Source organism: Microbacterium sp. Leaf179 (assembly GCF_001423785.1).
In the GTDB taxonomy this organism is placed as follows: Bacteria; Actinomycetota; Actinomycetes; order Actinomycetales; family Microbacteriaceae; genus Microbacterium.
In genome coordinates this window covers 1,098,513-1,113,039 of the sequence record NZ_LMPH01000001.1, presented here as the reverse complement: position 1 = coordinate 1,113,039, position 14,527 = coordinate 1,098,513, and the positions used below count along the sequence as shown (strand labels likewise).

The 14,527-nt window shown below is 71.6% G+C and carries 11 protein-coding genes; 9 read left to right on the top strand and 2 right to left on the bottom strand.

Features of this window, described 5'->3' with window-relative positions; all coding sequences use genetic code 11:
- The first annotated feature begins 23 nt into the window (after window positions 1-23).
- Window positions 24-671, top strand: a complete 648-nt coding sequence (locus tag ASF96_RS05115) for a Maf family protein (protein ID WP_055936583.1) — start codon at window positions 24-26, stop codon at window positions 669-671.
- 77 nt (window positions 672-748) lie between these two features.
- A complete protein-coding gene (locus tag ASF96_RS05110; protein ID WP_055834416.1) occupies window positions 749-2,515 on the top strand; it encodes an ATP-binding protein in 1,767 nt (588 codons plus the stop codon).
- Window positions 2,516-2,804: 289 nt separating this feature from the next.
- Here the strand turns inward: ASF96_RS05110 and ASF96_RS05105 are convergent, their stop codons facing one another.
- Window positions 2,805-4,265 carry an NAD(P)H-quinone dehydrogenase gene (locus ASF96_RS05105; RefSeq protein WP_055834414.1) on the bottom strand — a complete coding sequence of 487 codons (1,461 nt, stop codon included), beginning with the start codon at window positions 4,263-4,265 and terminating at the stop codon, window positions 2,805-2,807.
- A gap of 90 nt (window positions 4,266-4,355) precedes the next feature.
- Here ASF96_RS05105 and ASF96_RS05100 point away from each other — a divergent pair, with 90 nt between their 5' ends.
- The 3 genes from ASF96_RS05100 (at window position 4,356) to ASF96_RS05090 (ending at window position 8,092) form a co-directional block, all read left to right on the top strand.
- Window positions 4,356-5,189 (top strand): purine-nucleoside phosphorylase, encoded by an 834-nt coding sequence (locus ASF96_RS05100; RefSeq protein ID WP_055936580.1) that lies wholly within the window; start codon window positions 4,356-4,358, stop codon window positions 5,187-5,189.
- Window positions 5,186-6,892: a phospho-sugar mutase gene (locus ASF96_RS05095; protein WP_055936577.1), complete on the top strand. Its 1,707-nt coding sequence runs from the start codon at window positions 5,186-5,188 to the stop codon at window positions 6,890-6,892. The genes ASF96_RS05100 and ASF96_RS05095 overlap by 4 nt, the downstream gene beginning before the upstream one ends.
- Window positions 6,893-7,102: 210 nt before the next feature.
- Window positions 7,103-8,092, top strand: coding sequence for a hypothetical protein (locus ASF96_RS05090; protein ID WP_055936574.1), 990 nt, complete (start codon window positions 7,103-7,105; stop codon window positions 8,090-8,092).
- 175 nt (window positions 8,093-8,267) lie between these two features.
- On the opposite strand, the gene ASF96_RS05085 is transcribed toward ASF96_RS05090, so the two are convergent.
- Complete coding sequence (locus tag ASF96_RS05085; RefSeq protein WP_235560532.1) at window positions 8,268-10,241, bottom strand: BglG family transcription antiterminator; 1,974 nt, start codon at window positions 10,239-10,241, stop codon at window positions 8,268-8,270.
- Window positions 10,242-10,363: 122 nt separating this feature from the next.
- Here ASF96_RS05085 and ASF96_RS05080 point away from each other — a divergent pair, with 122 nt between their 5' ends.
- From ASF96_RS05080 to ASF96_RS05065, 4 genes are all read left to right on the top strand, one after another.
- On the top strand, window positions 10,364-10,690 hold the full coding sequence (locus ASF96_RS05080; protein ID WP_055834402.1) for a PTS sugar transporter subunit IIB: 327 nt from the start codon (window positions 10,364-10,366) through the stop codon (window positions 10,688-10,690).
- Window positions 10,691-10,710: 20 nt separating this feature from the next.
- Window positions 10,711-10,986 (top strand): HPr family phosphocarrier protein, encoded by a 276-nt coding sequence (locus ASF96_RS05075; protein WP_055834397.1) that lies wholly within the window; start codon window positions 10,711-10,713, stop codon window positions 10,984-10,986.
- Window positions 10,987-10,999: 13 nt separating this feature from the next.
- The gene (gene ptsP / locus ASF96_RS05070; protein ID WP_055936571.1) at window positions 11,000-12,697 is read left to right on the top strand and encodes a phosphoenolpyruvate--protein phosphotransferase; all 1,698 of its coding nucleotides are present in this window, start codon (window positions 11,000-11,002) and stop codon (window positions 12,695-12,697) included.
- A 100-nt stretch (window positions 12,698-12,797) separates the two neighbouring features.
- A complete protein-coding gene (locus tag ASF96_RS05065; RefSeq protein ID WP_055936568.1) occupies window positions 12,798-14,456 on the top strand; it encodes a PTS mannitol transporter subunit IICB in 1,659 nt (552 codons plus the stop codon).
- The last annotated feature ends 71 nt before the right edge of the window (window positions 14,457-14,527 follow it).

The window sequence follows — 14,527 nt, the reverse complement described above, 5'->3', positions numbered from 1 at the left end:
CCGCACGTGGGTAGCGTGGACGCATGCGCGTGTGCCTGGCATCCACTTCCCCCGCCCGACTGATGCTGCTGCGCCAAGCGGGGATCGAACCCGAGGCGCGCGCGCCGCAGGTCGACGAAGAGGCCGTGATCGCCGAGGTGGAAGCCGCCGAGGGGCGACGCCTGCCCGCCGCCGAGCACGTGCTGCTGCTCGCGCGGCGCAAGGCCGCCGACGTCGCTCAGCGCCTGTGGGCCGACGACCCGGACTTCGAGGGCTTCGTCGTCGGGGGCGACTCGATGTTCGAGCTCGGCGACGAGATCCTCGGCAAGCCCTACACGCCCGAGGCGGCGACCGCGCGCTGGCGCGCGATGCGCGGATGCACCGGGGTGCTGCACTCGGGGCACAGCGTGTTCCGCCTCTCCCCCGGCGCCGCGCCCACCGAGGCGTCCGCCGTCGCCGAGGCCTCGGTCACCTTCGCCGACGACGTCGACGACGACGAGATCGCGGCCTACGTCGCCAGCGGCGAACCCCTGTTGGTGGCCGGGGCGTTCACCGTCGACAGCCTGGGGGGCGCGTTCATTCGGAACGTGCAGGGCGACCCGTCGACCGTCGTCGGGATGTCACTGTCGACCGTGCGCCGCCTGGTGCGCGAACTCGGCGGCTCGTGGACGGACCTGTGGAACCGTTCGTAGACTCCCGCACACGTTTTTCGGCGTTTCTTGTCGAGGAGGGTCAAAAGGGAGGGGGGACCCCTCGCTAGGCTGGGAGGATGCCGAAGATCGCCAAGGTCCTTGTCGCCAACCGCGGCGAGATCGCCGTCCGAATCATCCGTGCCGCCCGGGATTCGGGCAAGGCGTCCGTCGCCGTCTACGCCGACCAGGACCGCGACGCCCTGCACACCCGCCTCGCTGATGAGGCTTACGCCCTCGACGGCGCCACCAGCGCCGACACCTATCTCTCCATCGACAAGATCCTCTCGATCGCCCGGCGCTCCGGCGCCGACGCCGTGCACCCCGGCTACGGCTTCCTCGCGGAGAACGCCGACTTCGCCCGCGCCGTGATCGCGGCGGGGCTCGTGTGGATCGGTCCGTCGCCGGATGCCATCGAGGCCCTGGGCGACAAGGTCACCGCCCGCCACGTCGCCGAAAAGGTGGGCGCCCCGCTCGCCCCCGGCACGCCCGGTCCCGTCTCGGGCGCCGACGAGGTCATCGCCTTCGCCGAGCAGGTGGGGCTCCCCATCGCCATCAAGGCCGCCTACGGCGGCGGCGGACGCGGGCTCAAGGTGGCGCGCGAACTCGACGAAGTGGCCGAGATGTTCGAATCGGCCACGCGCGAGGCCGTCGCCGCCTTCGGCCGCGGCGAGTGCTTCGTCGAGAAGTACCTCGACAAGCCGCGCCACGTCGAGACCCAGTGCCTGGCCGACGCGAGCGGCAACGTCGTGGTCGTGTCGACGCGCGACTGCTCGCTGCAGCGTCGCCACCAGAAGCTCGTCGAAGAGGCGCCGGCGCCGTTCCTCACCGACGCGCAGAACGAGATCCTCTACACGGCATCCAAGGCGATCCTGCGCGAGGTCGGCTACGTCGGTGCCGGAACCTGCGAGTTCCTGATCGGCGCCGACGGCACCATCTCGTTCCTCGAGGTCAACACGCGCCTGCAGGTCGAGCACCCCGTCTCGGAAGAGGTCACCGGCCTCGACCTCGTGCGCGAGCAGTTCCGCCTCGCCGAGGGCGAGGAGCTCGGCTACGACGACCCCGCCCCGGTCGGCCACTCGATCGAGTTCCGCATCAACGGAGAAGACCCGGGCCGCGGGTTCCTGCCCCAGCCCGGTCCGATCCACGTCTTCAAGACGTTCGGCGGCCCCGGTATCCGCCTCGACTCGGGCGTGACCGCGGGCGACAGCGTCTCGGGCGCGTTCGACTCGCTGCTGGCGAAGATCATCGTGACCGGCCGCGACCGCGCCGAGGCGCTCGAGCGTTCGCGCCGTGCGCTCGACGAGTTCGAGGTCGCCGGCATGCCCACCGTGCTCCCCTTCCACCGCAAGGTGGTCCGCGACCCCGCCTTCACCGCCGAGGACGGCACGTTCGGCGTCTTCACGCGGTGGATCGAGACCGAGTTCGACAACGACATCCCCGCGTGGGACGGCGAGCTCGAGGCTCCCGCCACCGCCGCCGGCCGGCACACCGTCGTCGTCGAGGTCGCGGGCAAGCGCCTCGAGGTGAGCCTGCCCGACCGCATCTCGGCCGCCGCTCCGCAGGTGGGCCGCCCGGCCGCGGCCCCGCCGTCCCGACGCTCGCACGCCGCCTCGCCCGCCGCCGGCGCCACGGGCGACGCGGTGAAGTCGCCCATGCAGGCCACGATCGTCAAGGTCGCCGTCGAAGAAGGACAGCAGGTCGTCAAGGGCGACCTGGTCGTCGTTCTCGAGGCGATGAAGATGGAGCAGCCCCTGCAGGCCCACAAAGACGGAACCGTCACCGGCATCGACGCGACCGCCGGCACCACGGTGTCGGCCGGGCATCAGCTGCTGCTGATCAGCTGAGACGCACCGCATCCTTTCGACGCCGCATCCCTCTCGGGGTGCGGCGTCGTCGTTCCTCGCGGGGTCGGTTGGTGCGCGGGGGTGCGCCCCGCCGCGACGTACGCCGAGCGAGTGACGCGAGGGTCCCCCATCCGCATAAACGGTGATCCTGCGGAGAAACGCTCACACACCCCGTTTATGCGCAGGAACGGCGTTTATGCGTGGCTGCGCGCGGGACGAGCGCGGGCTCGGGCGGGGCGCGCGGCGCGCAGCGAGGGACGGATGCCGCGGAGCGCGGCATCCGGAAGGCTCAGTCCTCGCCGGGATCGTCGCGGTCGACGATGTGCATCGCGCGCGCGGCGTCGGTGATGCTCGAGGTCAGGGACGGGTACACCGCGAAGACGCGGGCGACCTGGTCGACGGTGAGGCGGCGCTCCACGGCGATCGCCAGCGGGTAGATCAGCTCCGACGCCTTGGGCCCGACGATGACGCCGCCCATGACCGTCCCACTGCCCTGCCGGGCGATGATCTTGACGAAGCCGTCGGTGATGCCCTGCATCTTCGCGCGCGGGTTGGCCGAGAGGGGGAGCTTCTTCACGACGCCCTTGAAGCGTCCCTCGGTCACGTCCTGCTCGCTGAAGCCGACGGTGGCGATCTCGGGGGCGGTGAAGATGTTGGCCGTGATGCGGCGGGTCTCGAGCGGGATGACGATGTCGCCGAGCGCGTGGAAGATGGCCTGACGCCCCTGCATCGACGCGACGGATGCCAGCGGCACGAAGTTCGTGCAGTCGCCGGCCGCGTAGATGTTCGGCACCGAGGTGCGCGCGACGCGGTTGACGCGGATGTTGCCCCCGGGCGTCATCTGCACACCGGCCTGCTCGAGACCGATGCCGGCGGTGTTGGGGATCGAGCCGACCGCCATCAGACAGTGGCTGCCCTCGATCGTGCGTCCGTCGGCGAGGGTGACGAGCACGCCGTCACCGGTGTTGACGACCGACTCGGCCCGCGCCTTCGCCAACAGCGTCATGCCGCCGCGCTGGAACACGCGCTCCAGCACGGCCGCGGCATCCTGGTCCTCACCGGGCAGCACCTGATCGCGGCTCGAGACCAGCGTGACCTTGGCACCGAGGTTCATGTACGCCGACGCGAACTCGGCGCCCGTGACGCCCGAGCCCACCACGATGAGGTGCGCGGGCACGGACTTCATGTTGTACAGCTGCGTCCACGTCAGGATGCGCTCGCCGTCGGGCTGCGCCGAGGGGAGCTCGCGCGGCGAGGCGCCCACCGAGACGACGAGCGTCTCGGCCTCGATACGGTCGAAGTCGGTGCCGCCGGCCTCGGTCGAGACCACCACCGCGGAACCGCCGTCGAGACGGCCGTGACCCGAGATGATGCGCACGCCCGCCTCGAGGAGCGAGCTGCGCATGTCATCGGACTGCTGACGGGCCAGCGAGAGCAGGCGCTGGTTGACGGCGGCGAGGTTGATGGCCACCTCGGGGGTGAGGGGCTTGCCGCGGTCGTCGCGGGCGAACAGCTGCACGCCGAGGTCGCTCGCCCCGCGGATCGCGACGGCCGCATCGGCGGTGGCGATGAGGGTCTTCGAGGGGACGACGTCGGTGATGACGGCCGAACCGCCCACGCCCGCGCGCTCCACCAGGGTCACGTCGGCGCCCAACTGCGCGGCGGACAGGGCCGCCTCGTAGCCGCCGGGGCCGCCCCCGACGATCGCGACGGACTGCTTGCGCTCGAAGCTCTGCACCATGGCATCCATTGTGTCAGCGTCGTCTGCGTCGGCGACACGCGAACGACCCGTTGTGCCCGCGTCTGGCCCCGGGGGCTCCGCGCTTTCTAGAGTGGAGGCATGTCCAACAGCACTTCTCACCCGCTCGATGACCCGGCGGTCGACCCGTTCGAGGTCGCCACGGCCGCAGCGGCCGACATCGCCCGCCTCTCCGGGGTCGAGCACCACGACATCGCCGTGACCCTCGGGTCGGGGTGGGGACGCGCCGCCGAGCTCATCGGCGAGGAGACGGCGTCGTTCCCCGCCACCGAGGTCGTCGGTTTCTCGAAGCCCGCCCTCGAGGGGCACGTCGGCACGCTCCGCAGCGTCCGCACCCCCGGCGGCAAGAACGTCCTGGTCATCGGCGCGCGGACGCACTACTACGAGGGTCACGGAGTACGCCGGGTCGTCCACAGCGTGCGCACGGCCGCCGCCACGGGGGCGACCACGATGATCCTCACCAACGGCGCGGGCGGCATCCGCGAGACGTGGACGCCCGGGCAGCCCGTGCTCATCAGCGACCACATCAACCTCACCGCCGACTCCCCGCTCGAGGGCGCGACCTTCATCGACCTCACCGACCTGTACTCGGCGCGGCTGCGCGCCGTCGCGCGCGAGATCGACCCCACGCTCGACGAGGGCGTCTACACGCAGTTCCGCGGTCCGCACTACGAGACCCCGGCCGAGGTGCAGATGGCGAAGACCATCGGCGGACACATCGTCGGCATGTCGACGGCCCTCGAGGCGATCGCCGCGCGTCAGGCCGGCATGGAGATCCTGGGCTTCTCGCTCATCACGAACCTGGCCGCCGGCATCCAGCAGACCCCGCTGAGCCACGCCGAGGTGCTCGAAGCCGGCCGCGAGGCCGAGCCCGTGATCTCGGCGCTGCTCGCGCGCGTGATCGGCGCGCTGTGAGCGCGTACCTCGACGCGGCCCGCGCGTGGCTCGCGCAGGATCCGGATGCCGTGACCCGCGACGAGCTGTCGGAGCTCATCGCCCGGGTGGAGACGGGGGATGCCGAGGCCGAGGCCGATCTGGACGACCGCTTCTCGACCCGCCTGGCGTTCGGCACGGCAGGCCTGCGCGGAACCCTGGGCGCCGGCTCCAACCGCATGAACCGCGTGCTCGTCGCGCAGGCCGCGGCCGGATTCGCCGCGTACCTGCTCGAGCATCGCCCCGGAACGCCGACCGTGGTGGTCGGCTACGACGGGCGTCGCAACTCCGACGTCTTCGCGCGCGACTCGGTCGAGATCTTCACGGGAGCGGGGCTGAACGCCATCCTGCTCCCCCGCATGCTGCCCACTCCCGTGCTCGCGTTCGCGGTGCGTCACCTGGGCGCCGACGCCGGCGTCATGGTGACCGCCAGCCACAACCCGCCCGACGACAACGGCTACAAGGTGTACCTCGGCGGCGTCGACCAGGGTGCGCAGATCGTGTCGCCCGCCGACGCCGAGATCGCCGCCCACATCCAGCGGATCGCCGACGAGGGCAACGTCACGGTGCTCCCCCGGTCGGTGGGCTACGCCAACGCCCCCGAGTCGGTCGTCGACGCCTACGTCGCGGCCACCGCGGCCGTCGCCCCCGCCCCCGCGGGGGCCGCGGGCCTGCGGTGGGTCTACACCGCGATGCACGGCGTCGGGTGGGAGACCGTCTCACGTGTGCTCGCCGAGGCGGGGTACCCGCAGCCCACGGTCGTCGAGGCGCAGATCCACCCCGACGGGCGGTTCCCGACCGTGGCGTTCCCCAACCCCGAGGAGCCGGGCGCGATGGACCTCGCGTTCGAGACCGCGCGCGAGGCGGACGCCGAGCTCGTCATCGCGAACGACCCGGATGCCGACCGCCTCGCCGTCGCGATCCCCGACTCCGACGCCGAGGCCGGCTGGCGCCGCCTGACCGGCAACGAGATCGGGCTGCTGTTGGGCTGGCGCGCGGCGCGGGCTGCGGCGTCCGCGCGCGACGACTCTGCGCACGACGCCCGGGACGCGGACGCGGGGGCCCCGGCATCCCTCGCCTGTTCGCTCGTGTCGTCGCCGGGCCTGCAGGCGGTCGCCGAGCACTACGGACTCGACTTCCACTCCACGCTCACCGGCTTCAAGTGGATCTCGCGGGCACCGGGCATCGTGTTCGGCTTCGAAGAGGCCCTGGGGTACCTCGTGAACCCCGTCACCGTGCGCGACAAGGACGGCATCTCCGCCGCCGTCGCGCTGCTTGAGATGGCGGCCGATGCCCGCGGCCAGGGCCGCACCGTCGCCGACCTGCTGCAGGAGTTCCGCGACACGTTCGGCGCGTTCGCGAGCGATCAGATCTCGATCCGCGTCAGCGACGTGAGCGAGATCGGCGGGATCATGGCATCCCTCCGCGCCCAGCCGCCGTCCGCGATCGGCGAGACCGCGGTGACGCGCATCGACGACCTGCTCGACGGCGTCGACGGCTTCCCGCCGGGCGACGTGCTGCGCCTGTGGCTCGACGACGGCTCGCGCCTGATCGTGCGTCCCAGCGGCACCGAGCCCAAGCTCAAGCTGTACCTCGACGTTCGCGGCACGTCGGCCAAGAAGGCGACCCGCCGCCTCGCCGCGCTGCGCGCGGGGGCGGAGGCGTTGTTGGTGTCGATGCGCTGAGCGGCGCGGCGCGGGGCCGGGCGGCGCGGCGGCGCGGCGCGAACGGGGCGCGATCGGGGCAACGGGGCGGTCGATGATCGCCCCGTTGCACCGATCCCGCCCCTATCCCGAGCTCCGCACGGTTCCTCCCCCGCGGGCAGGTTCGCGGCCCCGTCCCCAGACGGCCCGATCTGTGTGAGAGCAGCCCCACGAAGAAGACACAGTGGGTCGATGGACCCCCACGCCGTGCCGCTTCTTCGACGTGCCGATCTGGTCGAGCGCGGATGGCACTCCCGCCGCGTCCGGCGTGAACTCGACGTCGGGTTCCTGCGCTCCATCCGCCCGGGTATGTACGCCCGGGCGGCCGACGTGGATGGGCTCAGCCGCGAAGAGAAGATCGTCGTGAAGGCTCGTGCGCTGGCCCGCACGAGCGGGTCCCCGCCGGTGTTCTGCGGACTCACCGCCGCGGCTCTGCTGGGGCTGCCCTGCCTGCGAGACGACGGCGGTCTGCACGTCCTCACGGCTGAATCGCGCCCGAGCTCCGGCGCGGGGGTGGTGCGCCATCGCTCCCTCACCGAGGGGACGGAGCTGGTGGAGGTGGAGGGGCTGCGCTGCACGCCTCTCGCACGAACGATGGCGGATGTCGCGCGCGCGGAGACGCGGGAGGTCTCGGTCAGTATCGCCGATGCGGCACTGCGAGCTCGGGCGTTCTCTTCACCCGGCCGGTACGACGTCGAGGACGCGGAGCGCCTCCGCGAAGAGGCGTTGAGCTGGGCGCGCACGTCGCCCCGGGGTCGTCGCGCCGCCGAGAAGGTGCTGCTGTTCGCCGACGGGCGCGCCCAGCTGCCCGGTGAAAGCGTGAGCCGTCTGCGGCTGCACGACCTCGGCTTCGCACCGCCGTCCCTCCAAGTCGGGGTTCCCGGACCGCACGGCAACACGTATTGGGTCGACTTCGGCCTCGACGATGTCGCCGCATGGGGCGAGTTCGACGGTCGCGTGAAGTATCGGGGTATCGCGGCGGCCGAAGGCAAGACCCCTCAGCGCGTCATCGAAGAAGAGAAGCGCCGAGAGGACTGGATCCGCGGGACCACGCGGCGCCACGTCGCCCGGTGGGGCTGGGAGGATCTCGGCGACGCGGCCACGCTCGGCCTCCGCCTCGCTGCCTTCGGCATCACTCCTCCGCGCGGCGGGGCGCGATCGGCGCACCGGGGCGCGCAATGACCGCCCCGTTGCACCGAACCCGCCCCACACCAGGCGGCGCCGCGCGGCACGGCACGGCGGCGCGGCACTGCACGACACCGCGCGGCACGGCACGGCACCGCACGACACGGCGCCGCACGGCACGGCGGCACGGCACGGCGCCGCACGGCACGGCACGGCCGAAGGGGCCGATGTGTCAGCCGTCGATCACCGCGACCAGCTCGTCGAGGAACGCGGGGAAGCTCGTCGCCTTGCGCACGATCCGCTGCACGCTGTCGCGCTCGCTGAAGACCTCGACGAACTGCTCGAACACCGTCTGGAAGGCCTCGCGGTCGGTCTCGCTGAACGCCACCAGCGCCACGACCTGCACGCGGCCCTCTCCCCAGGTGATCGAGGGGTCGGCGATGCCGATCGCGATGCGCGTCTGCGTCGCGGTCATGCCCATCGCGTGCGGCACGGCGAGGGCGTCGGTGAACGCGGTCGACGAGATCGCCTCGCGCTCCACGGCGCGCACGACATAGGCGTCGTCGATCACCCCCTGCTCCACCAGCAGCCCGCCGAGGCGCCGGATGACGCCGGCCTCGCCGTCGGTGGCATCCAGGCCCCGCACGAACGCCCCGGGCGCGAAGTACCGCTCGAGCTCGGCGCGCAGCCGCGCCAGGCGACGCCCGCGGCGGATGCGACCGGCCGCGGCCTGTACGCGCTCGACGTCGGCGTCGGTGAGGAAGGGCTGGATCCGCACGAAGCGGTCACCGGGGCGCGGCGGGTCGATCGTGGTGAGCACCAGGTCGGTGTCGATCGCGTCCCAGGCCGGGTCGATGCGCGTCTCGACACCGACGACCTCGATGGCCTGACCGAGCGAGCGGTCGACGCTGGAGCGCAGCAGCTCGTGCAGCTCGTAGTACCCGGGGCACACGATCGTCGCCGTCAGCAGTTGGTCGGCGCGACGGCTGCGCTCGAGGCGCCCACCCACGTGCATCGCGATGTAGGCGATCTCGTCGTCGAGGATCGGAATGCCGAGGCCGTCCTGCAGTCCCTTGGCGATGTAGACGGCGACCTCGAAGATCATCGGGTAGGTCGACTTCAGCGAACGGGTCAGGGGGTTGCGCGACCAGGCCTGCTCGCGCGAGCGGTGCAGCAGGTTCTGCACGTGCAGCGCGAGGCGCAGGATGAAGTCGTCGTGCGCGATGTCGACGAGGAACTCGGATGCCGCGTTCTCGACGACCCGCCGCACGGCCACCTCCACCGCGGGGTCGAGGCGCGAGCGCACGTCGTCGACGGCCGGCGAGCCGGGGGCGACGATGCGCGTGAGCACGAGGGTCGCGAGATGGCGCAGGTCGCCGGAGCCCAGTTGCACGCCGATGTGCTTGAGCGTCAACCGGTCGAGCAGCGCCGCCACGGCGGCGGCGGCGTCCGACGAATCGCCGCCGGGAGATCCCAGCGCGCGGTCGCGGGTGGTGCGGTCGGCGGCGATGGCGATGTGCATGACGACGTCGCCGATGCCGATCTCGTTGACGTAGTACCCGAGGGATCCGAGTTCCGACACCAGCTCGGCCTTGAAGGGTCCGAAGGCGCGCGCACCCACCGAACGCTCCCCGAGCGTGCGCCGCAGGGCGTCGAGGTCGAAGTGCCCGGCATCCATCTCGTCGTGCGCGAGCTTCGAGAGCAGTCGGCGCTGGGCGACCTCGGTCCCGCGGAGGCGGGCGGTGGATGCCGAGCGCTCCAGGGTCAGTTCGGTGCCGCCGAGCAGTCCGCGCACGCGCGACAGATCGGCTTCGAGGGTCGCGGCGCTCACGTGCAGCGCGTCGGCGGTCGCGTAGACGTCGATGCCGTCGGCGGAGTCGAGCAGGCGCCGCACGAGGGTGTGGAGGCGGTCGCGGGGGGTTCCGGCATCCGATCCCGAGATCGCCCGCAGCGCGGCGGCCGCATCGGCTCCCGCGCGGTACCCGAGCGGGCCCGATTCGATGGCGGCGCCTCCCGCCACGCGCGCGTTGACGGCCGTCACGTACGACCGGACGCTGCGCGGGGTGACGCCCAACGCATCGGCCAAGGACGCTGCGGTCGACCATTCCCCGTCCCGCAGCAACAGGGCCAGCAGGCGGTCTTGGCGAGCTTTCGTCGTCACGATCCGTCCTCCGCGCCGCACCGAGTGTGGCAGCGCTCCCTCCATCCAACCACGCACCCCCTCCCCCGGCGCGGGTGGGCGGCATCCATGTTCCGGGGGGTGGGAAACGAACCTGGTTGTCTGCTGGGAGCGCGGTGCGGACAATCGAGAGGAAGAAAGGCCGGTCGATGAGGATCCTCGTGGTGTGCGGAGCGGGTGCGTCGAGCACGTTCGTCGCGCAACGCGTCCGTCATGCTGCGCAAGACAAGGGCCTCGCCTACTCCGCCTCGGCGGGAACCGTCCGCTCGTTGCCGATCGACCTCGATCAGGCCGACATCGTGCTCGTCGGACCCCACCTGGCCGCAGACCTGGAGCGCATCCGGCAGGACGCCGCCGCACGGGACGTCCTGGTCGCCCTGCTCCCCGACGACGTCTTCACCGACCGCAGCGGCATCCGCACGCTCGCGCTCGTCGAAGAGGCCCTGCGCGCCCGCCCGGGCGCGGACACGATCTGAGACCGACGGAAAGGATCCCCATGCCCCACCTCACCCGCACCGTCCGCATCGGATCGACGCACGGGCTGCACGCGCGCCCCGCGAAGCTCTTCGCCCAGGCCGCGAAGGACTCCGGCATCCCCGTGACGATCGCCAAGGACGCGGGCGCCGCGGTCAACGCCGCCAGCATCCTCGGCATCATCGCGCTGGGTCTCGAGTACGGCGACTACGTCACGCTCACCGCCGACGGCGACAGCGCCGAGGCCGTCATCGACCGCCTCAGCGAACTGCTGACCACCGACCACGACACCGAGTAAAGGAAACAGCACCATGACGGAACTCCGTGGAGTCGGAATCGGACTGGGCGTCGCCCAGGGACCCGTGGCGCGCATGGCCGAGCCCCTGCCCGCCCCGAAGGACGAGAAGAGCGCGCAGTCGGTCGAGGCCGAGACCACACGCGTGCGCGAGGCCATCGCGGCTGTCGCCCGCGAGCTCGAAGCCCGAGGAGCACAGGCCGGCGGCGCCGCCCGCGACGTGCTCGAAGCCCAGGCGATGATCGCCGAAGACCCCACCCTCGAGGCCGAGGTCGACAGCCGTCTCGCGACCGGCAAGACCGGCGAGTTCGCCGTGCACGACGCTTTCGCCTCGTTCCGTGAGCAGCTCGTCGCCCTCGGCGGCTACCTCGGCGAGCGCGCCGCCGACCTCGACGACGTCGCCCAGCGGGTCATCGCCCGCCTCCGCGGCGTCGCCGCCCCCGGCATCCCCGACCCCGGCCACCCGTTCGTGCTCGTCGCCAAGGACCTCGCCCCCGCCGACACCGCGCTGCTCGACCTCGACAAGGTGCTGGCCCTGGTCACCACCGAGGGCGGGCCCACCTCGCACACGGCGATCCTCGCCCGTGAGAAGTCGATCGTCGCCGTCGTCGGCGCGGCCGGCGCCAAAGACCTCGTCGACGGCCAGTCCGTGATCGTCGACGCCGCCGCCGGTGTCGTGACCCTCGACCCGACCGACGACGAGAAGGCGCGCGCGCTCACCCGCGCAGCCTCCCGTGCCGCCGCGGCATCCGCCCCCATCACCGACGGCGCGCTCGCCGACGGCACCAAGGTGCCCCTGCTGGCCAACCTCGGAAAGCCCGGCGGAGCCGCCGAAGCCGTCGAGCTGGGCGCCGAGGGCGTGGGCCTGTTCCGCACCGAGTTCCTCTTCCTGAGCTCCAGCTCCGCCCCCACCGTCGAGGAGCAGCGCGCCGCGTACACCGAGCTGCTCGGGGCGTTCCCCGGCAAGAAGGTCGTCGTGCGCGTGCTCGACGCCGGCGCCGACAAGCCCCTGCCCTTCCTCAACGACGCCCACGAAGAGAACCCGGCGCTGGGCCTTCGGGGCCTGCGCGCCCTGCGCGCGAGCGAGGACATCCTGCGCGAGCAGCTCACGGCCCTGGCCGAAGCGGATGCCGCGACCCGCAAGACCGAGGCGGGCCCCGCCGACCTGTGGGTCATGGCCCCCATGGTGTCGACGGTCGAAGAGACCCGGTACTTCACCGCGCTCGCCAAGGACTACGGCCTGAAGACCACCGGCGTCATGGTCGAGGTCCCCTCCTCGGCGCTGCTGGCCGACCGCATCCTGCAGATCGCCGACTTCGCCTCGATCGGCACCAACGACCTGACGCAGTACACCCTCGCCGCCGACCGGCTGCTCGGCTCGGTCGCGTCGTTCCAGGACCCGTGGCATCCGGCCGTCCTGCGCCTCATCCGCGAGGTCGGCGCCGCCGGACGCACCTACGACAAGCCCGTGGGCATCTGCGGCGAGGCCGCGGCCGACCCGCTGCTCGCCGTCGTGCTCGTCGGTCTCGGCGCCACCACGCTGTCGATGGCCCCCACCGCCCTCGCCGACGTGCGCGCCACCCTGCTCACCCACACTCTCGACGATGCGCTCCGCATCGCCGAGGCCGCCCTGGCCGCCGATGACGCGGCCTCCGCCCGAGAGGCGGCCCAGGCCGCCTCGGCAGCCCGGGAAGCGGCTCCCGCCTCGTCCTGACCACGTGAAGCGACCCCGGTCGCTTCCTCGAACACCGGCGGCACCAGCCGCTTCCCCACTGCGTGGCCCCCGCTGCGCACCACACCAAGGAGACACAGCAATGACGACGACGTCACCCACCAAGAAGCCGGGAGGGGCACGGGTCGCGGTACAGCGGTTCGGCACGTTCCTCTCCGGCATGATCATGCCGAACATCGCGGCCTTCATCGCATGGGGCTTCATCACCATGCTCTTCATCCCCGACGGCTTCTTCGGGGCGCGCAGCCCGTTCGGCTGGCACTGGGAGCCGGTTGCCGAGATCCTCGGCGGCGGCGGTGACGCCGCCACGATCGGCTGGCCCGGCGCCATGACCGCCCTCACCGAGGGCGACGCCGGCACCTACCAGGGCTACGTCGGCCTGGTCAGCGTCATGATCACCTACCTGCTGCCCCTGCTCATCGCCAACACCGGTGGACGCATCGTCTACGGTGCGCGCGGTGGCGTGGTCGCCACGATCGCGGTCATGGGTGTCATCGCCGGCACCAACATCCCGATGTTCCTCGGCGCGATGATCATGGGCCCGCTCGCGGCCTACGTCACCAAGCAGATGGACAAGCTGTGGGACGGCAAGATCCGCCCCGGCTTCGAGATGCTCGTGAACAACTTCTCGGCCGGCATCCTCGGCATGATCCTCGCGATCGTCGGCTTCTTCGCCTTCGGTCCGGTGTTCCTCGGCATCAGCGCCTTCCTCGGCGGCATCGTCGCCTTCCTCGTGCAGTTCAACCTGCTGCCGGTTCTGTCGATCATCGTCGAGCCCGCGAAGGTGCTGTTCCTCAACAACGCCATCAACCACGGCGTCTTCACCCCGCTCGGCATCGAGCAGGCGGCGGAGTCGGGCAAGTCGATCCTGTTCCTCATCGAGGCGAACCCCGGCCCCGGCCTCGGCCTGCTGCTCGCGTTCACCTTCTTCGGTGTCGGCGCGGCGAAGGCTTCGGCTCCCGGTGCGATCATCATCCAGTTCTTCGGCGGCATCCATGAGATCTACTTCCCGTACGCCCTCGCGAAGCCGATGACGATCCTCGCCCTGATCGCCGGTGGCGCTGCCGGTGTCGCCACGAACATGATCTTCGGCGGTGGCCTGCTCTTCCCGGCCGCTCCCGGCAGCATCATCGCCGTGACCGCCGCTGCCGCCGGTGGCGGCATCGCGAACGTGCTCGTGGTCTACCTCTCGGTGATCATCGCCGCCGCCGTGACCTTCCTGGTCGCGGGCGTCATCCTGCGGGCCTCGCGCAAGCGCGACCTGGCCGCCGAGGGGGGCGACGACAAGTTCGCCGCCGCCATCGACCAGACCCAGGCCAACAAGGGCAAGGAGTCCTCGACGCTCGGGGCCCTGCGCACCCGCACCTCGAACGACGTCAACGCCTCGGCGGACCGCGACGTCGAGGGCGCCCTGGGCGGCCTCGAGGGCGGCGCTGTCGCGACCAAGCAGCTGAACAACATCGTGTTCGCGTGCGACGCGGGCATGGGCTCGTCGGCGATGGGCGCGAGCGTCCTGCGCAACAAGATCAAGAAGGCGGGCATCGACGGCATCACGGTCACCAACCAGGCGATCGCGAACCTCGACGGCTCGGCCGATCTGGTCATCACGCAGAACCAGCTCACCGACCGCGCGAAGGCGCAGTCGCCCGACTCGCTCCACGTCTCGGTCGACAACTTCATGAACTCGCCGAAGTACGACGAGGTCGTGGAGATGGTGCGCGCCCAGCACGACGCGAAGTAATCCACTATCACGGAGGGGCCGGAGCACATGCGCCGGCCCCTCCGCCTTCCCGTCCGGCCCGATCTTTGCGA